Below are 20,917 nucleotides of genomic sequence, written 5' to 3' on the forward strand. Positions count from 1 at the left end.
ATTAAAAATACATTTTCTTATATTTAAAGGAGGAAGTTTTCATGTCTAAGGAAAAATTCGACCGCTCCAAGTCCCACGTTAACATTGGGACTATCGGACACGTTGACCATGGTAAAACTACATTAACAGCAGCAATCACTACAAGCCTTCACGCACGTTCAGGTTCTGGTGAAGCACGCGCTTACGATACTATCGATAACGCTCCAGAAGAGCGCGAGCGTGGAATTACGATCTCAACTGCACACGTTGAGTACGAAACTGAAAACCGTCACTATGCACACGTTGACTGCCCAGGTCACGCTGACTATGTTAAAAACATGATCACAGGTGCAGCTCAAATGGACGGTGCGATCCTAGTAGTATCTGCAGCTGACGGCCCAATGCCTCAGACTCGTGAGCACATCCTACTTTCTCGTCAGGTTGGTGTACCTGCGATCGTAGTATTCTTAAACAAAGTTGACATGGTAGACGACGAAGAGCTTCTTGAGCTAGTTGAAATGGAAGTTCGCGATCTTCTATCTGAATATGATTTCCCTGGCGACGATGTACCAGTTGTTGCAGGTTCTGCTCTTAAAGCTCTTGAAGGCGAAGAAGAGTATGTAAACAAAATTTATGAACTAATGGATGAAGTTGATAACTACATCCCAACACCTGAGCGTGACCACGACAAGCCATTCATGATGCCAGTTGAGGACGTATTCTCAATCACTGGTCGTGGTACAGTTGCAACAGGCCGTGTTGAGCGTGGATCAGTTAAAGTCGGTGACGAAATCGAAATCATCGGTATGGCTGAAGATGCATTCAAGACTACTGTTACAGGTGTAGAAATGTTCCGTAAGCTTCTTGACTATGCAGAAGCTGGTGACAACATCGGTGCGCTACTTCGTGGTGTTAACCGTGACGACATCAACCGTGGACAAGTACTTGCTAAGCCTGGTACTATCAATCCACACCGTAAGTACAAAGCTGAGGTTTATGTACTTTCTAAAGAAGAAGGTGGACGTCATACTCCATTCTTCAACAACTACCGCCCACAGTTCTACTTCCGTACTACGGACGTAACTGGCGTTATCCAACTTCCTGAAGGTGTCGAAATGGTTATGCCTGGCGACAACGTTGAGATGGAAGTTGAACTTATCTCTAAAGTAGCTATCGAAGACGGTACGAAATTCTCTATCCGCGAGGGTGGACGTACTGTAGGCGCTGGCGTTGTTTCTGAGATCATTGAGTAATAACTCAAGTTGATTTATAAAAGCAGTAGACACATTGTGTCTGCTGCTTTTTTTAGCTTACTTACCATTTTTACAGTAAGTAACCCATTACTCACAGAACATTGAATGCATTATATTGACTATATATATATATATATAGAAGAAACTCGATCAAGTAAATGCAAATTAAAAATGAATTCCCCCCTACACACCTATCTTTTAACTTGTTATAATACTGAATGTATTACTAGATAGCTACAACATAATTCCTTCATTAATACATGCGATAAATTTAGTCGCTTTTCTACATAAATAAAGAAACCCACATGTTAATCTCATACCATAATCACATATCTCTTATATATATCTGTGAAAATTGTCTTGAAATTTAATAAAACCTTGAAAATGTGACTATACCTTTGTATAATATGAAAAGTGCGAATTCATACGGAAAATATCGAATTTGCTGTTGCATTAGGCCGCATGAACCTTTATAATGAGTAATGTTGGTCATAAAAGGCGATGAAGCGAAAGGTTGCTGACACACCCGGCCCCTTTGCCATGGCAAGGTTGTCAGGATAAATTTTCGCGGAGAAAGTCTATTATAAAATGGGCGATAAAGGAGGGAAAATAATGGCAAAAGAGAAGATCCGTATCCGTTTAAAGGCGTATGATCACCGAATTCTAGATCAATCCGCTGAGAAGATCGTTGACACAGCGAAGCGTTCAGGAGCTAATGTTTCTGGTCCAATCCCGCTTCCGACTGAGCGATCTATTTACACAGTTCTTCGTGCGACACACAAATTCAAAGATGCTCGTGAGCAATTTGAAATGCGTACGCACAAACGTCTAATCGACATTGTTAATCCAACACCACAAACGGTTGATTCACTAATGCGTTTAGATCTACCATCTGGTGTGGATATCGAAATTAAACTATAAATTAGAATTTATTAGGAGGTGTAACGGATGACGAAAGGAATCTTAGGTCGTAAAATCGGTATGACTCAGCTTTTCGATGAAAACGGAGAATTAACTCCAGTAACTGTTGTTCAAGCTGAACCGAACGTAGTTCTTCAGAAAAAAGAAGAAAACAACGATGGTTACGAAGCGATCCAACTTGGTTTTGCTGATGAAAAGCATGCAAACAAGCCACAAAAAGGTCATGCTGAAAAAGCACAGACTAACCCTAAGCGCTTCATTCGTGAAATCCGTAACGCTAACGTTGAAGACTACGAAGTTGGTCAAGAAGTTGGCGTGAATGTATTTCAACAAGGTGATGTAGTTGATGTAACTGGGACTTCTAAAGGTAAAGGTTTCCAAGGTGCTGTTAAGCGTCACGGTCATAACACTGGACCAAAGACACACGGTTCCCGCTACCATCGTCGCCCAGGTACATTAGGTGACATCAACTCAATGCACGTATTCAAAGGTATGAAGCTACCAGGTCAAATGGGTGGTAATACCGTAACAATCCAAAACCTTGAGATTGTAAAAGTTGACGAAGAGCGTAACCTTCTTCTTATCAAAGGAAACGTTCCTGGTGCGAAGAAGTCTTATGTAGAAGTCACTTCTGCAATCAAAGGTAACTAATCACCAAACGAAAGGAGGATAAGTCATGCCTAAAGTATCTTTATACAACCAAAGCGGTTCTCAAGTAGGCGATGTTGAGCTGAATGAATCTGTTTTTGGTATTGAACCAAATCAACATGTAATGCATGAGGCAGTAGTGATGCAACGCGCAACACTTCGCCAAGGTACTCATGAAGTTAAAAATCGTTCTGAAGTGAGCGGTGGAGGACGCAAACCATGGCGTCAAAAAGGAACAGGCCGTGCACGTCAAGGTTCTATTCGTTCACCACAATGGGTAGGCGGTGGAACAGTATTCGGTCCTACTCCACGTAGTTATAGCTACAAGCTTCCAAAGAAAGTTCGCCGTTTAGCTCTTAAATCTGCTCTTTCTCAAAAAGCAGCAGAAAACAACCTGATCGTTCTTGAAGATTTATCTTTTGATGCTCCAAAAACGAAAGAGGTTGCAAACCTTCTTAAAGGTGTAGAAGCTAAAAAAGCGGTAATCGTTACAGCTGATGTGAATGAATATGCTGAGCGCTCAGCAAACAACATTCCTGGTGCAAAAGTTGTAACTGTAGCACAAGTAAACGTACTTGATGTATTAACGCATGACAAGCTGATCTTTACTAAAGAAGCAGCTGACAAAGCAGGGGAGGTGCTTGCATAATGAAAGACCCACGTGATATTATTAAGCGCCCCGTTATCACAGAGCGTTCTGCTGATTTAATGGCTGAGAAAAAGTACACTTTTGAAGTTAGCACTAAAGCTAACAAAACTGAAATCAAAGAAGCTATCGAAACGATCTTTGATGTAAATGTTCAAAAAGTAAACACGATCAACCTTAAAGGTAAATTCAAGCGTATGGGCCGTTATGGAGGTTACCGTGCGGATCGTAAAAAAGCGATCGTTCAGTTAACTCCAGACAGCAAAGAACTTGAATTCTTCGAAGGTGCATAAAAAATAAACCTAATTATAAAGGAGGGAAACAAAGATGGCGATTAAAAAATACAGACCAACCACTAACGGTCGTCGATTTATGTCCGGTTCAGATTTCGCTGAAATCACTACGGATCAACCTGAAAAGTCTTTATTAGCGCCCCTTCACGGAAAAGGTGGACGTAATAATAAAGGTCGTTTAACAGTTCGTCATCAGGGCGGAGGTCATAAGCGTCACTACCGTATGATCGATTTCAAACGCGATAAAGATGGAATACCAGGCCGCGTTGCTACAATCGAGTACGATCCAAACCGTTCCGCTAACATTGCGCTTGTTAACTATGCTGACGGTGAAAAGCGCTATATCCTAGCTCCGAAATCTCTTGAAGTAGGTGCTGAAATCATTTCTGGAGAAGAGGCAGATATCAAAGTAGGTAACGCTCTTCCACTTAAAGACATTCCAGTTGGTACAATTGTACACAACATTGAACTAAAGCCAGGCCGCGGAGGACAACTTGTACGTTCCGCTGGTGCTTCTGCTCAAATCTTGGGCCGTGAAGGTAAATACACTCTAGTTCGCTTGAAATCTGGTGAAGTACGCTTAATCCTAGGAACTTGCCGCGCTACAGTAGGTCAAGTTGGTAACCTAGAGCATGAGCTTATCACAGTTGGTAAAGCTGGACGTTCCCGTTGGAAAGGCATTCGCCCAACAGTACGTGGTTCTGTTATGAACCCTGTTGATCACCCACACGGTGGTGGTGAAGGTCGCGCTCCAATCGGACTTCCATCTCCTATGTCTCCATGGGGTAAACCGACACTTGGTAAGAAAACTCGTAAGCGTAACAAAGCATCCGATAAATATATCGTTCGTCGTCGTAAAAAATAAACGGGGTTAGACGTCGGGCATGAGTTGCCCGAGCGTCAATCACGAAAGGAGGTTTATGTATGGGTCGCAGCCTAAAAAAGGGACCTTTCGTAGATGACCATCTTATGAAGAAAGTTGAAGGTTTAAACGAAGAAGGTAAGCATCAGGTAATTAAAACTTGGTCTCGCCGTTCAACGATTTTCCCTAACTTTGTCGGACACACAATCGCGGTTTACGATGGACGTAAACACGTACCTGTTTTTGTCACAGAAGACATGGTAGGACACAAGCTTGGTGAATTCGCACCAACTCGTACGTTTAAAGGCCACAGTGGCGATGATAAGAAAACAAAACGCTAAATGAGAGGAGGCACACATGATGCAAGCAAAAGCCGTTGCGAAATCCGTTCGTATTGCTCCTCGTAAAGTTCGTTTGGTAATAGATTTGATTCGAGGAAAGAGCGCAGGTGAAGCGATTGCGATCCTACGTCACACTCAACGCGGAGCTTCTCCAGAAGTTGAGAAAGTCCTAAACTCTGCTATTGCAAACGCTGAGCATAACTATGAAATGGACCCGGATAATTTAGTGATTTCTGAGGCGTTTGTTAACGAAGGTACTACACTTAAACGTTTCCGCCCACGTGCGATGGGACGCGCAAGTCAAATTAACAAACGTACCAGCCATATCACAGTTGTTGTATCAGAAAAGAAGGAGGGATAATCAGTGGGTCAAAAAGTTAATCCAGTAGGTCTGCGTATTGGCGTTATCCGTGACTGGGAGTCAAAATGGTACGCTGGCAAAGACTATGCAGATTTGCTACATGAAGATATTAAAATTCGTGAATATGTAGAACAACGTCTACACGACGCTGCTGTTTCTAGCATTGAAATCGAACGTGCTGCGAACCGCGTTAACATTACTATCCACACTGCGAAGCCAGGTATGGTAATCGGTAAAGGTGGTTCCGAAGTTGAAGCACTTCGTAAGAGCTTAAATGAACTAACTGGCAAGCGAGTTCACATCAACATCGTTGAAGTGAAAAAAGCTGACCTTGATGCAACTCTAGTTGCAGATAACATTGCAAAACAACTTGAAAATCGTGTATCATTCCGTCGTGCTCAAAAACAATCAATCCAACGTGCAATGCGCGCTGGCGCGAAAGGAATCAAAACACAGGTTTCTGGTCGTCTTGGCGGAGCAGACATCGCTCGCGCTGAATATTACAACGAAGGAACTGTACCACTTCACACACTACGTGCAGACATCGACTATGGTACTGCTGAAGCTGACACTACTTACGGTAAGTTAGGTGTCAAAGTGTGGATCTATCGTGGAGAAGTCCTTCCATCTAAAAAGAACTAAGGAAGGGGGATATGCATTATGTTAATGCCAAAACGTGTTAAATATCGTAAGCAACACCGTGATAGTCTAGGTGGCCGTGCTAAAGGCGGTACTTCCGTAGCATTCGGCGAATTTGGACTACAAGCTGTAGAACCAGCACGTATCACAAGCCGTCAAATCGAGGCAGCTCGTATTGCGATGACTCGTTACATGAAACGTGGCGGTAAAGTATGGATTAAAATCTTCCCAGACAAACCTTATACTGCAAAACCCCTAGAAGTACGCATGGGTTCAGGTAAAGGTGCTCCTGAAGGTTGGGTAGCTATTGTGAAGCCTGGCAAGATCATGTTTGAAGTTGCCGGAGTAAGTGAAGAGGTTGCTCGTGAAGCACTTCGTCTTGCATCTCACAAGCTTCCTATTAAAACGAAGTTCGTAAAACGTGAAGAAATTGGTGGTGAGATCAATGAAGGCTAATGAAATCAGAGAACTAACCACTGCCGAAATTGAACAAAAAGTGAAGTCTCTTAAAGAAGAGCTTTTCAACCTACGCTTTCAACTTGCTACAGGGCAACTTGAAAACACTGCGCGCATCCGTCAAGTACGCAAAGCGATCGCACGCATGAAAACTGTTGTTCGTGAAAGAGAGCTAGGCGTTAATAATCGATAAATCGAGAGGAGGTTAGCCTCAATGAGTGAACGCAACAATCGTAAGGTTTATACTGGCCGTGTTGTTTCTGACAAAATGGATAAAACCATTACTGTACTTGTTGAGACTTACAAGTTCCACCAGTTATATGGTAAACGTGTTAAGTACTCCAAGAAGTTTAAGACTCATGACGAAAACAATTCAGCTAAAATGGGCGACGTAGTAAAAATCATGGAAACTCGTCCGTTATCCGCTAACAAACGTTTCCGTCTAGTAGAAATCGTTGAAGAATCAGTAATTATATAATAAAGTTCGCTCGGGATGAAACCGAAGGGAGGTAACGACGGTATGATTCAACAGGAAAGTTCTTTAAAAGTTGCTGACAACTCCGGTGCACGTGAATTGCAGACCATTAAAGTACTCGGTGGATCTGGTCGTAAAACAGCCAACATCGGTGATGTTATTGTTTGCTCAGTGAAACAAGCAACACCAGGAGGCGTTGTCAAAAAGGGTGAAATTGTACGCGCTGTAATCGTACGTTCAAAAAGCGGAGCTCGCCGTAAAGACGGTTCTTATATCCGTTTCGACGAGAACGCAGCAGTAGTCATCCGTGACGATAAAGGCCCACGTGGTACTCGTATTTTCGGACCTGTAGCTCGTGAGCTTCGTGAGCACAAATTCATGAAGATCGTATCACTTGCTCCAGAAGTATTATAAATGCACGAATTATTGCCTTGTAAGGAGGTGCCACAAGCATGCATGTAAAAAAAGGTGACAAAGTTATGGTGATCACTGGTAAGGATAAAGGCAAGCAAGGTTCGATTCTTGAAGCTTATCCTAAAAATGAGCGTGTCCTTGTTGAAGGCGTGAATGTTGTTAAAAAACATGCGAAGCCATCACAAGACAACCCTCAAGGCGGTATCCTAAGCCAGGAAGCACCTATCCATGTATCAAATGTAATGCCAATTGACCCTAAATCAGGGGAACCAACACGTGTCGGTTATGAGGTACGTGACGGTAAGAAAGTTCGTATCGCTAAAAAATCCGGTGAAGCAATAGATAAATAAATTAGCGACGAAAGGAGGGCTACTTGATGAACGAACTTAAGAAACAATATCAAGAAGAAGTTGTTCCATCTTTGATGAACAAATTTGAATATGATTCAGTTATGGAAGTACCGAAAGTTGACAAAATCATCATCAACATGGGTGTTGGTGACGCGGTGCAAAACGCTAAAGCGTTAGATAATGCTGTAGAAGAGCTTGAGTTAATTTCTGGTCAAAAACCATTAATCACAAAAGCAAGAAAATCAATTGCAGGTTTCCGTCTGCGTGAAGGAATGCCAATCGGTGCGAAAGTAACCCTTCGTGGTGAGCGCATGTATGAATTCCTTCAGAAGCTTATTGCGGTTTCCTTGCCACGTGTTCGTGACTTCCGTGGTATTTCCAACAAAGCCTTTGATGGCCGTGGAAACTACACACTTGGAGTTAAAGAACAGTTGATTTTCCCAGAAATCGACTACGATAAAGTAAGTAAAATTCGCGGTATGGATATCGTGGTAGTAACTACAGCTAACAACGATGAAGAAGCACGCGAATTATTAACACAATTCGGTATGCCTTTCCAAAAATAAGCCAATCGAGCTTTAAAAGGAGGGAAAATAGTGGCTAAAAAATCAATGATCGTGAAACAACAAAAGCCAGCAAAGTTCAAAGTACAGGAGTACACTCGTTGCGAACGTTGCGGACGTCCACACTCAGTACTACGTAAATTCAAGCTTTGCCGCATTTGTTTCCGTGAACTTGCATATAAAGGTCAAATTCCTGGTGTCAAAAAAGCAAGCTGGTAATCCCCGGATAGGGAAGGAGGTAAACACAAATGGTCATGACAGATCCAATTGCAGATATGCTAACTCGTATTCGTAATGCAAACATGGTACGTCACGAAAAGCTAGAAGTACCTGCTTCTAAGCTTAAAAAAGAAGTAGCAGACATTCTTAAGCGCGAAGGTTTTGTTCGCGATTACGAATTCGTTGAGGATGACAAACAAGGCATCCTACGTATTTTCCTTAAGTACGGTGCAAACAACGAGCGTGTAATCTCTGGTTTGAAGCGTATCTCTAAACCTGGATTACGTGTTTATGCGAAAGCTGATGAGCTTCCACGCGTATTGAACGGATTAGGAGTAGCTGTTGTTTCTACTTCTCATGGTGTACTAACAGACAAAGAAGCACGTCAACAAGCTATCGGCGGCGAAGTGCTAGCTTACGTCTGGTAATAGAATAGAAAGACAGGAGGTGCAAAAGAATGTCTCGTGTAGGATTGAAACTTTTAGAAATCCCTGAAGGTGTTGAAATCAATATCGACGGTGAGACTGTAACAGTTAAAGGACCTAAAGGTGAATTAACTCGTAACATCCACTCAGATATGACTGTTAAAATTGAGGATAACGTTCTAACGGTAGAACGTCCATCTGACAAAAAAGCACACCGTGAATTACACGGTACCACTCGAAGCCTTATCGGAAACATGGTTGAAGGAGTTTCCAAAGGATTCGAAAAGAGTCTTGAAATTCAAGGTGTAGGTTACCGCGCTCAAAAGCAAGGTGACAAAGTTATCGTAAACGCTGGTTACTCTCACCCAGTTGAGGTTGAAAACCGCGAAGGTATCGACATCGAGGTACCATCTCAAGCTAAAATCACCGTTAAAGGTATCGATAAAGAGCTAGTTGGCGCGGTTGCTGCTAATATCAGAGCCATTCGCCCACCTGAACCTTACAAAGGTAAAGGTATTCGTTACGAAGGTGAACATGTGCGTCGTAAAGAAGGTAAGACTGCGAAATAATAACCGCTCGTAGGGAACAGAAAGGAGTGACCTAGATGATCACAAAAGCTGATAAGAATGCAGTACGTAAGAGAAGACATGCACGCGTACGTAAGAAAGTAGCTGGTACTCCGGAACGTCCACGTTTAAACGTTTATCGTTCAAACAAACACATTTACGCTCAACTTATTGATGATGTAAATGGTGTTACAGTAGCTAGCGCTTCTACCATGGAAAATGGTTTCGATCTAGATAACACTAGTAACGTTGAAGCAGCTACAAAAGTAGGCGAACTTGTTGCAAAGCGTGCACAAGACAATGATTACAAATCGATCGTATTTGATCGTGGTGGTTATCTATATCATGGACGTGTTAAAGCATTAGCTGACGCTGCTCGCGAAGCAGGTCTAGAATTTTAATTGCAAAAGGAGGGACAGACATGAGTACAAACGTTGTAGATCCGAACAAATTAGATCTTGAAGAACGTGTTGTTACTGTCAACCGTGTAGCTAAGGTTGTTAAAGGTGGACGTCGTTTCCGCTTTGCAGCATTGGTTGTTGTTGGAGATAAAAATGGTCATGTTGGTTTTGGTACTGGTAAAGCACAAGAAGTACCAGAAGCAATTCGTAAAGCAATTGAAGACGCGAAGAAAAATCTAATTAGTGTACCAACTGTTGGTACTACTATCCCGCATGAAATCAATGGACGCTTCGGCGCTGGTAACATCTTATTGAAACCAGCAACAGAAGGTACCGGAGTTATCGCAGGTGGCCCTGTACGTGCAGTACTTGAACTTGCAGGTGTAGGTGACATCCTATCAAAATCATTAGGTTCAAACACACCTATTAACATGGTGCGTGCGACTCTAAACGGACTTAGCGAATTGAAGCGTGCAGAAGATGTAGCGAAGCTTCGTGGAAAGTCTGTAGAAGAACTGTTAGGATAAGGAGGGAAATCACATGTCTAAAAAATTAGAAATTACCCTCACGCGCAGTGTAATTGGCCGAAAACAAGATCAGCGTTCAACAGTGAAGGCTTTAGGTCTTAATAAAATTCGCCAAACCGTTGTTCATGACGATACGCCTGCCATCCGTGGAATGGCTGAAAAAGTATCCCACTTAGTAACGGTAAAAGAAGCTTAATAGACGAATAGCGTAAAGAGGAGGTGCTCCAATGAAACTTCATGAACTGAAGCCTAATGAAGGTACTCGTAAAGAACGTAACCGTGTAGGTCGTGGAATGTCTTCAGGTAATGGAAAAACGTCTGGTCGTGGTCACAAAGGTCAGAAGGCTCGTAGTGGCGGCGGCGTACGTCCAGGATTTGAAGGAGGTCAAATGCCTCTATTCCAACGCCTTCCGAAGCGTGGATTCACAAATATTCATCGTAAAGAATTTGCCATCGTTAACCTTGACGCGTTAAATCGTTTTGAAGATGGCACAGAAGTCACTCCTGAGCTTTTACTTGAAACAGGTGTGGTTAGCAAACTTAAATCAGGTGTTAAGATCCTTGGAAAAGGTAACGTTGAGAAGAAACTAACTGTAAAAGCTCAAAAGTTCTCTGCTTCCGCAAAAGAAGCGATTGAAGCAGCGGGCGGTCAAACAGAGGTGATTTAATGTTCCGGACAATCTCCAATTTTATGCGCGTGAGTGATATACGAAGTAAGATCCTTTTCACTCTTATGACATTAGTCATTTTTCGCCTCGGAACATTTATCCCTGTTCCGTTCACTGATAAAGATGCCATTAACTTTATGAATGAAAATAATGTTTTCGGCTTCTTAAATACTTTTGGTGGTGGGGCATTGAAGCAATTCTCAATCTTCGCGATGGGAATCATGCCTTACATCACAGCGTCCATCATCATGCAGTTATTGCAGATGGATGTTGTACCAAAGTTTACAGAGTGGAAAAAGCAAGGTGAAGTAGGACGTCGTAAACTAGCTCAGTTCACCCGCTATGGTACAGTTGCTCTTGCATTCATCCAAGCAATCGGAATGTCAATCGGGTTTAACGCTATGTCTGGTGGGCAACTAATTGCTAACCCTGGCGCAATGAAATTTGCTGTCATTGCAATTGTTTTAACGAGTGGAACAGCATTCTTAATGTGGCTAGGTGAGCAAATCACAGCACATGGTGTTGGTAACGGTATTTCAATCCTGATCTTTGCAGGTATTGTTGCTGGTATTCCAACAGCAGTTAACCAACTCTATGAGAAGTATATTAATGGAGCTGGCGAACAATTATTTATAAATCTCGTAATTATTGCATTGATTGCTTTAGCTACTGTTTTAATCGTAGTTGGTGTAATCTTCATTCAACAGGCGTTGCGTAAGATTCCAATCCAGTATGCTAAGCGATTGGTTAACCGTACACCAGTTGGTGGACATTCAACGCACTTACCGATTAAAGTAAATGCGGCAGGAGTTATTCCTGTAATCTTCGCGATTTCCTTCATCATTGCACCACGTACAGTGGCGGGATTCTTTGAAGGTAGTAAAATCGCTGATACAGTCCAGTACATTTTCAACTATGAAAACTGGCCTGGTATGATTATCTATGTTGCATTAATCATTGCATTCACGTATTTCTACACCTTCGTTCAAGTTAACCCGGAACAAATGGCCGAGAACTTGAAAAAACAAGGTGGATATATTCCTGGTATCCGTCCAGGTAAAAACACGGAAACGTATTTAACTCGTGTTCTATACCGACTAACATTTGTTGGGGCGATCTTCTTAGCACTCATTGCTGCTTTACCGATCATTTTAGGCTCTCTAGCTGATATCCCACAAAGTGTTCGTATCGGAGGAACGAGTCTACTCATCGTAGTTGGTGTTGCACTAGAAACGATGAAACAATTAGAAAGCCAGTTAGTGAAGCGTCACTATAAAGGCTTCATTAAATAAAGGTTTGTTCTTATAATAGCAACCTACCAATGAGAGCGAGGGGAGCATTTTGAACTTAATCTTAATGGGTCCTCCGGGTGCTGGAAAAGGTACTCAGGCGGAACAGATCGTTGATAAATATCAAATCCCTCATATCTCAACAGGAGATATGTTCCGTTCTGCGATCAAAGAAGGAACACAACTTGGTAAAGAGGCGAAATCCTACATGGATAAAGGTGAGCTTGTACCTGATGAAGTAACCATAGGTATAGTTCGCGAGCGCCTTGGCAAAGATGATTGCAAAAAAGGTTTTTTGCTTGATGGATTCCCAAGAACGGTTGCACAAGCTGAAGCTCTGGAAAGTCTGTTATTAGACTTAGGTACAACGCTAGATTATGTAATTCATATCGATGTTGATACCGAACAACTTGTTGAGCGTTTAACGGGACGTCGTATATGTCCAACATGTGGCGCAACCTATCATGTAAAATATAACCCTCCACAAGTTGAAGGGAAATGTGATCGTGATGGCTCTGAACTCATTCAACGTGATGATGACAAGCCAGAGACTGTACGCAAGCGCTTGGAAGTCAACTTAGAAAACACAAAACCACTTTTAAACTTCTATGAAGATAAAGGTTATCTTGTTACCATTAACGGAGATCAAGACATTGATCAAGTTTTCCATGATATCGATGAAAAGCTCGGAGGCTTAGCTTAATGATTATTACCAAAACACCACGCGAAATTGAAATCATGCGTCATGCCGGTAAAATCGTCGGTCTTACGCACCAGGAATTGAAAAAGCATATACAACCTGGCATTACGACCAAGGAGTTGGATGAAGTGGCAGAAAACTTCATTCATAGTATGGATGCAATTCCTTCTTTTAAAGGTTATAATGGGTTCCGTGGTAGTATTTGTGTCTCAGTCAATGAAGAGCTGGTACATGGAATCCCAGGTGAACGCAAACTTAATGAAGGCGACATTATTTCAATCGATATTGGCGCTAAATATAAAGGCTATCATGGAGATTCCGCATGGACGTATCCAGTAGGCGAGATTGATGAGGCGGCCCAGGAGTTGCTTGATGTAACTGAAGAATCCTTATTCAAAGGTTTAAATGAGGCAAAACCAGGCGAACGCCTTTCAAATATATCTCATGCGATTCAGTCATTTGTGGAACCAAAAGGATTCTCGATTGTTCGAGAATATGTAGGTCATGGAGTAGGGCAGGAACTTCACGAAGATCCTCAAATCCCTCACTTTGGACCACCCAATAAAGGACCACGTTTGAAACCTGGAATGGTTTTAGCCGTAGAACCAATGGTTAATGCAGGTGAGCGATATGTTCGTACACTTGCTGACAATTGGACGGTTGTAACGGAAGATGGCAAAATGTGTGCCCACTTCGAGCATACTATTGCTATAACAGAAGAAGGTTTTGAGATTTTAACTAAAGCCTAAGTGAAGGTGATCGTTGTTGAACGAAGCAGAGTCGAGTCCACGAATAGGTCAAGTTGTTCGTGTCTTGCAAGGACGTGAAGCAGAACAGTATATGATTATCATCGGGGTCGTTGATGATCGTTTTGTGCTGCTTGCAGACGGGGAGAAACGAAAGTATGATCGTCCAAAGAAAAAGAACGTTCATCACATTGAATTCTCAGACTTCGTCTCTCCAGAAGTCCAAAATAGCCTTCTAGAAACTGGTCGCGTAACGAATGGCAAACTACGCTTTGCCTTATCAAAATTTGTGAATGAAGAAGTGACTGCTTTAGAGAAGGGAGATCAACTCGATGGCGAAAGAAGATGTAATTGAAGTAGAAGGTACCGTTGTTGACACATTGCCAAATGCAATGTTTAAAGTGGAGTTAGAGAACGGTCATACCGTTCTAGCTCATGTTTCCGGTAAAATTCGTATGCACTTCATTCGTATTTTACCTGGAGATAAAGTAACGGTTGAACTTTCTCCTTATGATTTAAGTAGAGGACGTATTACGTACCGCTATAAATAGAATGCTCCGATACAAAAGGAGGTATGGATGATGAAGGTAAGACCATCTGTAAAACCAATGTGCGAAAAATGCAAAGTTATCCGTCGTAAAGGCAAAGTCATGGTAATTTGCGAAAACCCTAAGCATAAACAAAAACAAGGATAATTCTGAAGGAGGTGCACTGCTGAATGGCACGTATTGCTGGTATTGATATTCCACGTGACAAACGTGTAGTTATCTCATTAACCTATGTATACGGTGTTGGTCATACAACAGCTCAACAGGTTTTAGCTGGTGCTGGTGTAGATGAGAACACACGCGTTCGCGATCTTACTGAGGACGAATTAGCTAAGATCCGTAAAGAATTAGAGAACTTCACTGTAGAAGGTGACCTTCGTCGTGAAAACTCTCTAGACATCAAACGTTTAATCGAAATTGGTTCTTATCGTGGAGTTCGTCACCGTCGTGGCCTTCCACTTCGCGGTCAAAAAACGAAGAACAACTCTCGTACGCGTAAAGGACCTCGTCGTACAATCGCTAACAAGAAAAAGTAAAGTAAAGGAGGTAAGCGAATCCTATGGCACGTAAAACAAACACTCGTAAGCGTCGTGTGAAAAAGAATATAGACACGGGAGTTGCGCATATTCGTTCAACGTTTAACAACACAATCGTAACGATCACGGACTCCCAAGGTAACGCTATTAGCTGGAGTAGTGCTGGTGCGCTAGGCTTCAAAGGTTCTCGTAAATCAACTCCATTCGCAGCTCAAATGTGTGCAGAAGCTGCTGCAAAAGACTCAATGGAGCACGGTATGAGATCTCTTGAAGTAACTGTAAAAGGACCAGGTGCTGGACGTGAAGCTGCTATCCGTGCACTTCAGGCTGCAGGCCTTGAAGTAACGGCCATTGTCGATGTTACACCAGTACCTCACAATGGTTGCCGCCCACCAAAACGTCGTCGTGTGTAATTTACCTGTATAGAATTTGTCACCCTGTCTATAATGGGTTATGATAGCTAAAACAGCATCGCATAAACACAAATTTATTATGTATAGTCGAATATGCATGAACGGGGACTGCCTACCTGAGGAATTTCGGTTAGACACTAGTCTAACCGGGGTTTCGACGTTTTGAAGGAGGGTTTATTAATGATCGAAATTGAAAAGCCAAAAATTGAAACGGTTGAGATCAGCGATGATGCAACATTTGGAAAGTTGGTCGTCGAACCGCTTGAACGTGGGTATGGTACAACACTTGGGAACTCCTTGCGTCGTATCCTACTATCCTCACTTCCTGGCGCTGCTGTAACTTCCGTGCAAATGGATGGAGCTCTACACGAATTCTCCACGATCGATGGCGTGGTGGAAGATGTAACAACCATCATTTTGAATTTAAAGAAGTTAGCTCTGAAGATTTATTCCGAAGAGTCTAAAACTCTAGAAGTTGATGTACAGGGAGAAGGAACTGTTACGGCTGCAGATATTACGCATGACAGTGATGTCGAGATTTTAAACCCTGAGATCCACATTGCGACGTTACAATCGAATGCTACTCTACGTATGAAAATTACGGCAGAGAAAGGTCGAGGATATCGTCCAGCAGAAGCAAACAAACACGATGAACAACCAATTGGCGTCATCCCAGTTGACTCCATCTTCACACCAATTTCACGTGTAACCTACCAAGTGGAGAACACTCGCGTAGGCCAGGTGACAAATTTTGATAAGCTAACGTTAGACGTATGGACTGACGGAAGCATTCGACCAGAAGAAGCCGTTTCATTAGGTGCTAAAATCTATATGGAACACTTAAACATTTTCGTTGGACTTACTGATGAAGCACAAAATGCTGAAATCATGGTTGAGAAAGAAGAAGACCAAAAAGAAAAAGTCCTAGAAATGACGATCGAAGAACTTGACCTATCTGTTCGTTCTTACAACTGCCTCAAGCGTGCTGGTATCAACACGGTTCAAGAACTTGCTCAGAAGTCTGAAGAAGACATGATGAAAGTTCGTAACCTTGGCCGCAAATCCTTTGAGGAAGTTAAGCACAAGCTCAACGATCTTGGCTTAGGCTTACGTAAAGACGACTAACGATAGAGTCGTTTGATAGAAGAGTTTCTCAGCAAAGGAGGGAACTGATATGGCTAGAAAGTTAGGTCGTACAACTGACGTACGTATGGCATTACTACGTAATTTAGCAACAGACCTTATTATTCATGAGCGTATTGAAACAACTGAAGCAAAAGCAAAAGAGCTTCGTTCTGTTGTTGAAAAAATGATTACACTTGGTAAGCGCGGAGATCTTCACGCTCGTCGCCAAGCTGAATCATTCCTATACAAAGCGCAAGCAGATGAAGATAGCGAAGAAACCGCTCTTCAAAAGCTATTCTCAGACATCGCTACGCGTTATGAAGACCGTCAAGGTGGTTACACTCGTATCCTTAAAGTTGGTCCTCGTAAAGGTGACGGTGCGAAAACAGCGATTATTGAACTTGTATAATTCTAGTTCGAAAAAGGGCAGGACAGAATCTCTTTTGAGGTTAATCCCAGCCCTTTTTTTATTTACTTTTTATATAAATTCTTAGTAGAATATTCGACAATATTCCCAGGGAAATAACGTTGAGTAGAGGAGAGGAGGGGGAGAAATGGAACGTAGTTTTTTAACGTTTAACAACGTATCGTTCCAATATAGAGAAGACTACCCATGGGTTTTGAAAGACGTTACGCTAGACGTTAAACCAAATGAATGGGTGGCCATTATCGGACACAATGGATCCGGGAAATCAACTATGGCTAAATTAATGAACGGATTATTATTCCCCCAGCAAGGTAGTGTAGTCGTTGACGGAGAAGAGCTAGCTGAGGAAACGATCTGGGAAATCCGTAAGAAAGTCGGTATGGTATTTCAAAACCCTGATAATCAATTTGTTGGAACCACTGTAAAAGACGATGTTGCTTTCGGTCTTGAAAACCATGGTGTACCACGAGAAGAAATGGTGAAACGTATTCAACAAAGTTTAGAAACAGTAGGAATGTCTTCATATGAAGATCAAGAACCGCATCGATTATCAGGAGGACAGAAACAAAGGGTTGCCATTGCTAGTGTATTGGCTGTGTCACCTGAACTTATCATATTCGATGAAGCGACAGCCATGCTTGATCCAAAAGGTAGACGGGAGATTATGAATACGGTCAATCATCTACGTAGTGAACGTGACGTTTCCATTATCACAATCACACATGATTTGAATGAGGTCGCTATGGCGGATCGGGTTATTGTAATGAATAAAGGTGAGGTATGGCATGAGGGGAAACCACGTGAAATCTTTGCTAAGCAAGCAGAGCTAAAAGACATTGGGCTTGATGCTCCATTTGTCACAAAGCTCGCACATGAATTAAAGGGTATGGGATTGGATTTAGAAATGGAGCCCATAAATCATGAAGAAATGTTGGATGCATTATGCAAATATCATTTAACAACGTAAGTTATATCTATCAACCCAAAACCCCTTTTGAATACAAAGCCTTGCAAGACCTTTCATTTACAATTCCATCAGGATCATTTGTTGCCGTTATTGGTCACACTGGTTCTGGAAAGTCAACGTTATTGCAACACTTAAACGGATTATTAGCACCTACCCACGGAGATGTGGAAATTGGAGATTATAAGATTCAGGCTGATGAAAAGAATAAACAGTTGAAATCGTTACGTGAACAAGTAGGCGTAGTCTTCCAATATCCAGAACACCAACTGTTTGAAGAAACCGTTTATAAAGATATTGCTTTTGGACCAACCAATTTTGGTGTGGAGAAAGGCGAGATTGATGAGCGAGTGGAGCGTACCATTGATTCTGTAGGATTATCATCAGATATGCTAGAGCGTTCTCCATTTGATTTAAGTGGAGGTCAGATGCGCCGAGTCGCAATAGCAGGCGTTTTAGCGATGGAACCAAGTGTTCTTGTACTCGATGAGCCCACTGCAGGGCTAGATCCTAGAGGACAGCAAGAAATGATGGACATGTTCTATCAACTTCATCGAGACCAGCAGCTTACCACCGTGCTGGTTACGCATAGTATGGAGGATGCTCTTGCCTATGCTGATTACGTCCTGGTTATGGACCAAGGACAACTCTATATGGAAGGTGAACCACTCGAAGTCTTTCGCCAAAAGGAAGCATTGAATGATGTTGGATTAGATGTACCAGAAATCATTGAGTTTATAACGAAATTTGAACAGAAATTTGATATCTCCATGCAATATTCCAATCAACCCCTATCACAGTTTGCTGAGCAATTGAAGAACAAACTGAAGGGGGGAAGTCATGATGAATGATTCTATGATTATCGGACAATATGTTCCAGGGCAATCACTCGTTCATAGAATGGATCCACGTATGAAAATGACGATCATCTTTTTCTTTGTTATTGTCGTCTTTTTCGCAAACTCTATTGGAAGCTATGGCTTGCTAACGCTTTTCGCATTTGTGAGCGTCGCCATAACGAGAATCCCGCTATCATTTATCTTAAAAGGGTTAAAGCCAGTCTGGTTTTTAATTATATTTACCTTTTTACTACATTTATTTTTTACAAGACAGGGTGAGGTTCTTTTCGAGATATTCACCTTCCCTGTTTATGAGGAAGCTATCGAACAAGGATTTAAAATATCTTTGCGCTTCTTCCTGTTAATTCTATTAACATCATTACTGACTCTAACAACGACACCTATTGCGATAACCGATGCAATTGAGAGTATGTTTCACCCTTTGAAAAAGGTAAAGTTCCCTGTTCATGAACTTGCTTTAATGATGTCGATTTCCTTACGATTTATCCCGACACTTATGCAGGAAACAGAGAAAATTTCGAAGGCACAGGCATCAAGAGGTGTGGACTTTCGTAGCGGCCCAATTAAGGAGCGTGTGAAGGCGATTGTTCCATTACTAGTGCCATTATTCGTCAGCGCATTTAAACGTGCTGAGGACCTTGCTATGGCTATGGAAGCAAGAGGTTATCAAGGTGGAGAAGGGCGTACAAAATTGAGGGAACTTACTCTAACCAAAGAAGATATCGCTGTCCTGATTTTATTTATCGTTGTAATAGTCGGTGTCTTTATTTTACGAACGTAGAGGTGTGACGCTTATGGAGCGTGTGTGCTGTGTTGTTCAATACGATGGCACAAACTACTCGGGCTTTCAAATCCAAGCCAATTCAAACCGTACGATCCAAGAAAAAATTGAAAAAGCCTTAACGAAAATGCATAAAGGTAAGCCAATGAAGATTATTGCTTCGGGCCGAACTGATGCTGGGGTCCATGCATATGGTCAGGTCTTTCACTTTGATTCAGATTTGTATATTCCTGAGTACAATTGGAAGAAAGGATTACAAACCCTTTTACCGTCTGATATCCAAATTGTAGAAGTGCATAAGGTTTCAATGGATTTTCATGCTAGATATGATACTTCTCAAAAAGAATATCGATACCGTGTGCTTAACACAAAGGATAAAGATGTCTTTAGACGTAATGTTACCTATCATGTCCCCTATGATCTAGATATCGATAAAGTAAAAGAAGCGTGCAAGTATATTGAAGGTACTCATGATTTCACTTCTTTTAGTTCAACTAAAACGAAAGTGCGTGGTGAACGTATTCGAACAGTATATGAGGCGACCTGTGAAAAACAAGGAGACGAGCTTCTCTTTATTTTTCGTGGAGATGGATTTCTCTACAATATGGTAAGGATTTTAGTTGGGACGTTGATACAAGTTGGGAGAGGACGTCGTGAGCCTGAAGATATCCCGGTGATCATGGAAGCCAAAGAACGAACAAAAGCTGGCGTCACAGCTCCTGCTCAAGGGTTGTTTTTGTGGAAGGTGGATTATAAAGAACAGGGATAGTTTCTTGCTATCTATCTACGGCTCCTAGGGCTAGCAAATAAGCGATATTCTCCTTCAGTGCCCTTTCGTCACTTACGGATATCTTGCTTATTCGAATGCCCTTGAGCAGTCGCCTCTTCTTTTAATTATAAAAACAACGTATCCAGGTGTAACATTCTCTTGACATAAGGTATGTAAGTATTATAATATGATCTATGGCATTTTATTTCATTACCATGATTAGCCCCGGAACTAATTATGTTGATAATAAGATAATCGTTTAAAAGAATGAATGAATATTAGGAGGGAACCGACCATGCGCACAACTTTCATGGCCAACGAAAATAACGTTGAACGCAAATGGTATGTTGTCGATGCTGAAGGTCAAACACTAGGTCGTTTGGCAAGCGAGGTTGCATCTATCCTTCGCGGAAAGCATAAAGCAACGTACACACCGCATGTTGACACGGGTGATCACGTGATCCTTGTGAACGCTGAAAAAATTGAACTAACTGGTAAGAAACTAAATGACAAGATGTATTACCGTCATTCAAATCACCCAGGTGGTTTAAAAGAACGTCGTGCATACGAAATGCGCAATAACTATCCTGAGCAAATGCTTGAGCAAGCAGTAAAAGGTATGCTACCAAGCGGAAGCCTAGGACGTGAAATGGGCAAGAAACTACACGTATATCGTGGACCTGAACACAAACATCAAGCACAAAAACCAGAAGCACTAGAGCTTCGCGGTTAATTAAAAGGAGGTAGACTGA

Annotated in this window: 37 protein-coding genes; all 37 read left to right on the top strand. The window is 42.0% G+C overall.

The features are described 5' to 3' along the window. Nucleotides 1–41: 41 nt before the first annotated feature. The 37 genes from tuf to rplM all read left to right on the top strand — a co-directional run bounded on the left by tuf (nt 42) and on the right by rplM (nt 20,898). Nucleotides 42–1,232, top strand: a complete 1,191-nt coding sequence (tuf, locus tag GS400_RS00780) for an elongation factor Tu (protein WP_160098257.1) — start codon at nt 42–44, stop codon at nt 1,230–1,232. A 612-nt stretch (nt 1,233–1,844) separates the two neighbouring features. Continuing rightward, nucleotides 1,845–2,153: a 30S ribosomal protein S10 gene (rpsJ, locus tag GS400_RS00785; RefSeq protein WP_027446539.1), complete on the top strand. Its 309-nt coding sequence runs from the start codon at nt 1,845–1,847 to the stop codon at nt 2,151–2,153. Nucleotides 2,154–2,180: 27 nt separating this feature from the next. Further along, nucleotides 2,181–2,804, top strand: coding sequence for a 50S ribosomal protein L3 (rplC, locus tag GS400_RS00790; protein WP_160098259.1), 624 nt, complete (start codon nt 2,181–2,183; stop codon nt 2,802–2,804). Between the two features lie 25 nt (nt 2,805–2,829). Then, on the top strand, nt 2,830–3,450 hold the full coding sequence (gene rplD / locus GS400_RS00795; protein WP_160098261.1) for a 50S ribosomal protein L4: 621 nt from the start codon (nt 2,830–2,832) through the stop codon (nt 3,448–3,450). Further along, nucleotides 3,450–3,740 carry a 50S ribosomal protein L23 gene (gene rplW / locus GS400_RS00800; protein WP_160098263.1) on the top strand — a complete coding sequence of 97 codons (291 nt, stop codon included), beginning with the start codon at nt 3,450–3,452 and terminating at the stop codon, nt 3,738–3,740. Before rplD ends, rplW begins: the two co-directional genes overlap by 1 nt. A 34-nt stretch (nt 3,741–3,774) precedes the next feature. After that, complete coding sequence (rplB, locus tag GS400_RS00805) at nt 3,775–4,605, top strand: 50S ribosomal protein L2 (RefSeq protein ID WP_160098265.1); 831 nt, start codon at nt 3,775–3,777, stop codon at nt 4,603–4,605. A gap of 59 nt (nt 4,606–4,664) precedes the next feature. After that, nucleotides 4,665–4,943 carry a 30S ribosomal protein S19 gene (gene rpsS / locus GS400_RS00810; protein ID WP_027446534.1) on the top strand — a complete coding sequence of 93 codons (279 nt, stop codon included), beginning with the start codon at nt 4,665–4,667 and terminating at the stop codon, nt 4,941–4,943. Nucleotides 4,944–4,962: 19 nt separating this feature from the next. Beyond that, nucleotides 4,963–5,304 carry a 50S ribosomal protein L22 gene (gene rplV / locus GS400_RS00815; protein ID WP_160104479.1) on the top strand — a complete coding sequence of 114 codons (342 nt, stop codon included), beginning with the start codon at nt 4,963–4,965 and terminating at the stop codon, nt 5,302–5,304. A gap of 3 nt (nt 5,305–5,307) precedes the next feature. Next, nucleotides 5,308–5,946: a 30S ribosomal protein S3 gene (gene rpsC / locus GS400_RS00820; RefSeq protein WP_027446532.1), complete on the top strand. Its 639-nt coding sequence runs from the start codon at nt 5,308–5,310 to the stop codon at nt 5,944–5,946. Nucleotides 5,947–5,964: 18 nt separating this feature from the next. Continuing rightward, entirely contained in the window at nt 5,965–6,399 is a 435-nt protein-coding gene (gene rplP / locus GS400_RS00825; protein ID WP_027446531.1) for a 50S ribosomal protein L16, read from the top strand. Beyond that, nucleotides 6,389–6,592, top strand: coding sequence for a 50S ribosomal protein L29 (gene rpmC, locus GS400_RS00830; protein ID WP_027446530.1), 204 nt, complete (start codon nt 6,389–6,391; stop codon nt 6,590–6,592). Before rplP ends, rpmC begins: the two co-directional genes overlap by 11 nt. A 21-nt stretch (nt 6,593–6,613) precedes the next feature. Then, nucleotides 6,614–6,877, top strand: a complete 264-nt coding sequence (gene rpsQ, locus GS400_RS00835; RefSeq protein ID WP_027446529.1) for a 30S ribosomal protein S17 — start codon at nt 6,614–6,616, stop codon at nt 6,875–6,877. 42 nt (nt 6,878–6,919) lie between these two features. After that, a complete protein-coding gene (gene rplN, locus GS400_RS00840) occupies nt 6,920–7,288 on the top strand; it encodes a 50S ribosomal protein L14 (protein WP_160098267.1) in 369 nt (122 codons plus the stop codon). Between the two features lie 38 nt (nt 7,289–7,326). Next, a complete protein-coding gene (rplX, locus tag GS400_RS00845) occupies nt 7,327–7,638 on the top strand; it encodes a 50S ribosomal protein L24 (protein WP_027446527.1) in 312 nt (103 codons plus the stop codon). 26 nt (nt 7,639–7,664) lie between these two features. Continuing rightward, nucleotides 7,665–8,204 (top strand): 50S ribosomal protein L5, encoded by a 540-nt coding sequence (gene rplE / locus GS400_RS00850; protein WP_160098269.1) that lies wholly within the window; start codon nt 7,665–7,667, stop codon nt 8,202–8,204. 30 nt (nt 8,205–8,234) lie between these two features. After that, nucleotides 8,235–8,420, top strand: a complete 186-nt coding sequence (locus GS400_RS00855; protein ID WP_027446525.1) for a type Z 30S ribosomal protein S14 — start codon at nt 8,235–8,237, stop codon at nt 8,418–8,420. Nucleotides 8,421–8,449: 29 nt separating this feature from the next. Next, on the top strand, nt 8,450–8,848 hold the full coding sequence (gene rpsH, locus GS400_RS00860; RefSeq protein ID WP_027446524.1) for a 30S ribosomal protein S8: 399 nt from the start codon (nt 8,450–8,452) through the stop codon (nt 8,846–8,848). Between the two features lie 29 nt (nt 8,849–8,877). Beyond that, nucleotides 8,878–9,414: a 50S ribosomal protein L6 gene (rplF, locus tag GS400_RS00865; protein WP_160098271.1), complete on the top strand. Its 537-nt coding sequence runs from the start codon at nt 8,878–8,880 to the stop codon at nt 9,412–9,414. Between the two features lie 35 nt (nt 9,415–9,449). Continuing rightward, complete coding sequence (gene rplR, locus GS400_RS00870) at nt 9,450–9,812, top strand: 50S ribosomal protein L18 (protein WP_160098273.1); 363 nt, start codon at nt 9,450–9,452, stop codon at nt 9,810–9,812. 20 nt (nt 9,813–9,832) lie between these two features. Beyond that, complete coding sequence (gene rpsE, locus GS400_RS00875; protein ID WP_160098275.1) at nt 9,833–10,339, top strand: 30S ribosomal protein S5; 507 nt, start codon at nt 9,833–9,835, stop codon at nt 10,337–10,339. A gap of 13 nt (nt 10,340–10,352) precedes the next feature. After that, nucleotides 10,353–10,535: a 50S ribosomal protein L30 gene (gene rpmD, locus GS400_RS00880; RefSeq protein ID WP_160098277.1), complete on the top strand. Its 183-nt coding sequence runs from the start codon at nt 10,353–10,355 to the stop codon at nt 10,533–10,535. Between the two features lie 31 nt (nt 10,536–10,566). Beyond that, nucleotides 10,567–11,007 carry a 50S ribosomal protein L15 gene (rplO, locus tag GS400_RS00885; RefSeq protein WP_027446519.1) on the top strand — a complete coding sequence of 147 codons (441 nt, stop codon included), beginning with the start codon at nt 10,567–10,569 and terminating at the stop codon, nt 11,005–11,007. Then, nucleotides 11,007–12,299, top strand: a complete 1,293-nt coding sequence (secY, locus tag GS400_RS00890) for a preprotein translocase subunit SecY (RefSeq protein WP_160098279.1) — start codon at nt 11,007–11,009, stop codon at nt 12,297–12,299. The genes rplO and secY overlap by 1 nt, the downstream gene beginning before the upstream one ends. A gap of 49 nt (nt 12,300–12,348) precedes the next feature. After that, nucleotides 12,349–12,999 carry an adenylate kinase gene (locus tag GS400_RS00895; protein WP_160098281.1) on the top strand — a complete coding sequence of 217 codons (651 nt, stop codon included), beginning with the start codon at nt 12,349–12,351 and terminating at the stop codon, nt 12,997–12,999. Beyond that, the gene (map, locus tag GS400_RS00900; RefSeq protein ID WP_160098283.1) at nt 12,999–13,745 is read left to right on the top strand and encodes a type I methionyl aminopeptidase; all 747 of its coding nucleotides are present in this window, start codon (nt 12,999–13,001) and stop codon (nt 13,743–13,745) included. Before GS400_RS00895 ends, map begins: the two co-directional genes overlap by 1 nt. A gap of 16 nt (nt 13,746–13,761) precedes the next feature. Continuing rightward, the gene (locus GS400_RS00905) at nt 13,762–14,097 is read left to right on the top strand and encodes a KOW domain-containing RNA-binding protein (protein WP_160098285.1); all 336 of its coding nucleotides are present in this window, start codon (nt 13,762–13,764) and stop codon (nt 14,095–14,097) included. Continuing rightward, a complete protein-coding gene (infA, locus tag GS400_RS00910) occupies nt 14,075–14,293 on the top strand; it encodes a translation initiation factor IF-1 (RefSeq protein WP_027446514.1) in 219 nt (72 codons plus the stop codon). The genes GS400_RS00905 and infA overlap by 23 nt, the downstream gene beginning before the upstream one ends. 30 nt (nt 14,294–14,323) lie before the next feature. Next, nucleotides 14,324–14,437, top strand: coding sequence for a 50S ribosomal protein L36 (gene rpmJ / locus GS400_RS00915; protein ID WP_003720928.1), 114 nt, complete (start codon nt 14,324–14,326; stop codon nt 14,435–14,437). Nucleotides 14,438–14,460: 23 nt separating this feature from the next. Beyond that, a complete protein-coding gene (gene rpsM, locus GS400_RS00920; RefSeq protein ID WP_027446513.1) occupies nt 14,461–14,826 on the top strand; it encodes a 30S ribosomal protein S13 in 366 nt (121 codons plus the stop codon). Nucleotides 14,827–14,849: 23 nt separating this feature from the next. Continuing rightward, entirely contained in the window at nt 14,850–15,239 is a 390-nt protein-coding gene (gene rpsK, locus GS400_RS00925) for a 30S ribosomal protein S11 (protein ID WP_027446512.1), read from the top strand. A 180-nt stretch (nt 15,240–15,419) separates the two neighbouring features. Next, nucleotides 15,420–16,364 (top strand): DNA-directed RNA polymerase subunit alpha, encoded by a 945-nt coding sequence (locus GS400_RS00930; RefSeq protein WP_160098287.1) that lies wholly within the window; start codon nt 15,420–15,422, stop codon nt 16,362–16,364. A gap of 49 nt (nt 16,365–16,413) precedes the next feature. Next, entirely contained in the window at nt 16,414–16,773 is a 360-nt protein-coding gene (gene rplQ, locus GS400_RS00935; protein WP_027446510.1) for a 50S ribosomal protein L17, read from the top strand. Between the two features lie 145 nt (nt 16,774–16,918). Next, entirely contained in the window at nt 16,919–17,758 is an 840-nt protein-coding gene (locus GS400_RS00940) for an energy-coupling factor ABC transporter ATP-binding protein (protein ID WP_160098289.1), read from the top strand. Beyond that, nucleotides 17,734–18,606 carry an energy-coupling factor ABC transporter ATP-binding protein gene (locus GS400_RS00945; RefSeq protein ID WP_160098291.1) on the top strand — a complete coding sequence of 291 codons (873 nt, stop codon included), beginning with the start codon at nt 17,734–17,736 and terminating at the stop codon, nt 18,604–18,606. The genes GS400_RS00940 and GS400_RS00945 overlap by 25 nt, the downstream gene beginning before the upstream one ends. Then, nucleotides 18,599–19,396 carry an energy-coupling factor transporter transmembrane component T family protein gene (locus GS400_RS00950; RefSeq protein ID WP_160104480.1) on the top strand — a complete coding sequence of 266 codons (798 nt, stop codon included), beginning with the start codon at nt 18,599–18,601 and terminating at the stop codon, nt 19,394–19,396. The genes GS400_RS00945 and GS400_RS00950 overlap by 8 nt, the downstream gene beginning before the upstream one ends. A gap of 13 nt (nt 19,397–19,409) precedes the next feature. After that, nucleotides 19,410–20,165 (top strand): tRNA pseudouridine(38-40) synthase TruA, encoded by a 756-nt coding sequence (gene truA / locus GS400_RS00955; RefSeq protein ID WP_160098293.1) that lies wholly within the window; start codon nt 19,410–19,412, stop codon nt 20,163–20,165. Nucleotides 20,166–20,460: 295 nt separating this feature from the next. Beyond that, the gene (gene rplM / locus GS400_RS00960; RefSeq protein WP_027446505.1) at nt 20,461–20,898 is read left to right on the top strand and encodes a 50S ribosomal protein L13; all 438 of its coding nucleotides are present in this window, start codon (nt 20,461–20,463) and stop codon (nt 20,896–20,898) included. Nucleotides 20,899–20,917 lie beyond the last annotated feature (19 nt).

The sequence above is a fragment of the Pontibacillus sp. HMF3514 genome, from assembly GCF_009858175.1.
Taxonomy (GTDB): Bacteria; Bacillota; Bacilli; order Bacillales; family BH030062; genus Pontibacillus.

Bases quoted from the DNA above. Each gene is read 5' to 3' on its own strand.
- tuf (WP_160098257.1), top strand. From the start codon at position 42: ATGTCTAAGGAAAAATTCGACCGCTCCAAGTCCCACGTTAACATTGGG.
- rpsJ (WP_027446539.1), top strand. From the start codon at position 1,845: ATGGCAAAAGAGAAGATCCGTATCCGTTTAAAGGCGTATGATCACCGA.
- rplC (WP_160098259.1), top strand. From the start codon at position 2,181: ATGACGAAAGGAATCTTAGGTCGTAAAATCGGTATGACTCAGCTTTTC.
- rplD (WP_160098261.1), top strand. From the start codon at position 2,830: ATGCCTAAAGTATCTTTATACAACCAAAGCGGTTCTCAAGTAGGCGAT.
- rplW (WP_160098263.1), top strand. From the start codon at position 3,450: ATGAAAGACCCACGTGATATTATTAAGCGCCCCGTTATCACAGAGCGT.
- rplB (WP_160098265.1), top strand. From the start codon at position 3,775: ATGGCGATTAAAAAATACAGACCAACCACTAACGGTCGTCGATTTATG.
- rpsS (WP_027446534.1), top strand. From the start codon at position 4,665: ATGGGTCGCAGCCTAAAAAAGGGACCTTTCGTAGATGACCATCTTATG.
- rplV (WP_160104479.1), top strand. From the start codon at position 4,963: ATGCAAGCAAAAGCCGTTGCGAAATCCGTTCGTATTGCTCCTCGTAAA.
- rplP (WP_027446531.1), top strand. From the start codon at position 5,965: ATGTTAATGCCAAAACGTGTTAAATATCGTAAGCAACACCGTGATAGT.
- rpmC (WP_027446530.1), top strand. From the start codon at position 6,389: ATGAAGGCTAATGAAATCAGAGAACTAACCACTGCCGAAATTGAACAA.
- rpsQ (WP_027446529.1), top strand. From the start codon at position 6,614: ATGAGTGAACGCAACAATCGTAAGGTTTATACTGGCCGTGTTGTTTCT.
- rplN (WP_160098267.1), top strand. From the start codon at position 6,920: ATGATTCAACAGGAAAGTTCTTTAAAAGTTGCTGACAACTCCGGTGCA.
- rplX (WP_027446527.1), top strand. From the start codon at position 7,327: ATGCATGTAAAAAAAGGTGACAAAGTTATGGTGATCACTGGTAAGGAT.
- rplE (WP_160098269.1), top strand. From the start codon at position 7,665: ATGAACGAACTTAAGAAACAATATCAAGAAGAAGTTGTTCCATCTTTG.
- rpsH (WP_027446524.1), top strand. From the start codon at position 8,450: ATGGTCATGACAGATCCAATTGCAGATATGCTAACTCGTATTCGTAAT.
- rplF (WP_160098271.1), top strand. From the start codon at position 8,878: ATGTCTCGTGTAGGATTGAAACTTTTAGAAATCCCTGAAGGTGTTGAA.
- rplR (WP_160098273.1), top strand. From the start codon at position 9,450: ATGATCACAAAAGCTGATAAGAATGCAGTACGTAAGAGAAGACATGCA.
- rpsE (WP_160098275.1), top strand. From the start codon at position 9,833: ATGAGTACAAACGTTGTAGATCCGAACAAATTAGATCTTGAAGAACGT.
- rpmD (WP_160098277.1), top strand. From the start codon at position 10,353: ATGTCTAAAAAATTAGAAATTACCCTCACGCGCAGTGTAATTGGCCGA.
- rplO (WP_027446519.1), top strand. From the start codon at position 10,567: ATGAAACTTCATGAACTGAAGCCTAATGAAGGTACTCGTAAAGAACGT.
- secY (WP_160098279.1), top strand. From the start codon at position 11,007: ATGTTCCGGACAATCTCCAATTTTATGCGCGTGAGTGATATACGAAGT.
- map (WP_160098283.1), top strand. From the start codon at position 12,999: ATGATTATTACCAAAACACCACGCGAAATTGAAATCATGCGTCATGCC.
- infA (WP_027446514.1), top strand. From the start codon at position 14,075: ATGGCGAAAGAAGATGTAATTGAAGTAGAAGGTACCGTTGTTGACACA.
- rpmJ (WP_003720928.1), top strand. From the start codon at position 14,324: ATGAAGGTAAGACCATCTGTAAAACCAATGTGCGAAAAATGCAAAGTT.
- rpsM (WP_027446513.1), top strand. From the start codon at position 14,461: ATGGCACGTATTGCTGGTATTGATATTCCACGTGACAAACGTGTAGTT.
- rpsK (WP_027446512.1), top strand. From the start codon at position 14,850: ATGGCACGTAAAACAAACACTCGTAAGCGTCGTGTGAAAAAGAATATA.
- GS400_RS00930 (WP_160098287.1), top strand. From the start codon at position 15,420: ATGATCGAAATTGAAAAGCCAAAAATTGAAACGGTTGAGATCAGCGAT.
- rplQ (WP_027446510.1), top strand. From the start codon at position 16,414: ATGGCTAGAAAGTTAGGTCGTACAACTGACGTACGTATGGCATTACTA.
- GS400_RS00940 (WP_160098289.1), top strand. From the start codon at position 16,919: ATGGAACGTAGTTTTTTAACGTTTAACAACGTATCGTTCCAATATAGA.
- GS400_RS00945 (WP_160098291.1), top strand. From the start codon at position 17,734: ATGCAAATATCATTTAACAACGTAAGTTATATCTATCAACCCAAAACC.
- GS400_RS00950 (WP_160104480.1), top strand. From the start codon at position 18,599: ATGAATGATTCTATGATTATCGGACAATATGTTCCAGGGCAATCACTC.
- truA (WP_160098293.1), top strand. From the start codon at position 19,410: ATGGAGCGTGTGTGCTGTGTTGTTCAATACGATGGCACAAACTACTCG.
- rplM (WP_027446505.1), top strand. From the start codon at position 20,461: ATGCGCACAACTTTCATGGCCAACGAAAATAACGTTGAACGCAAATGG.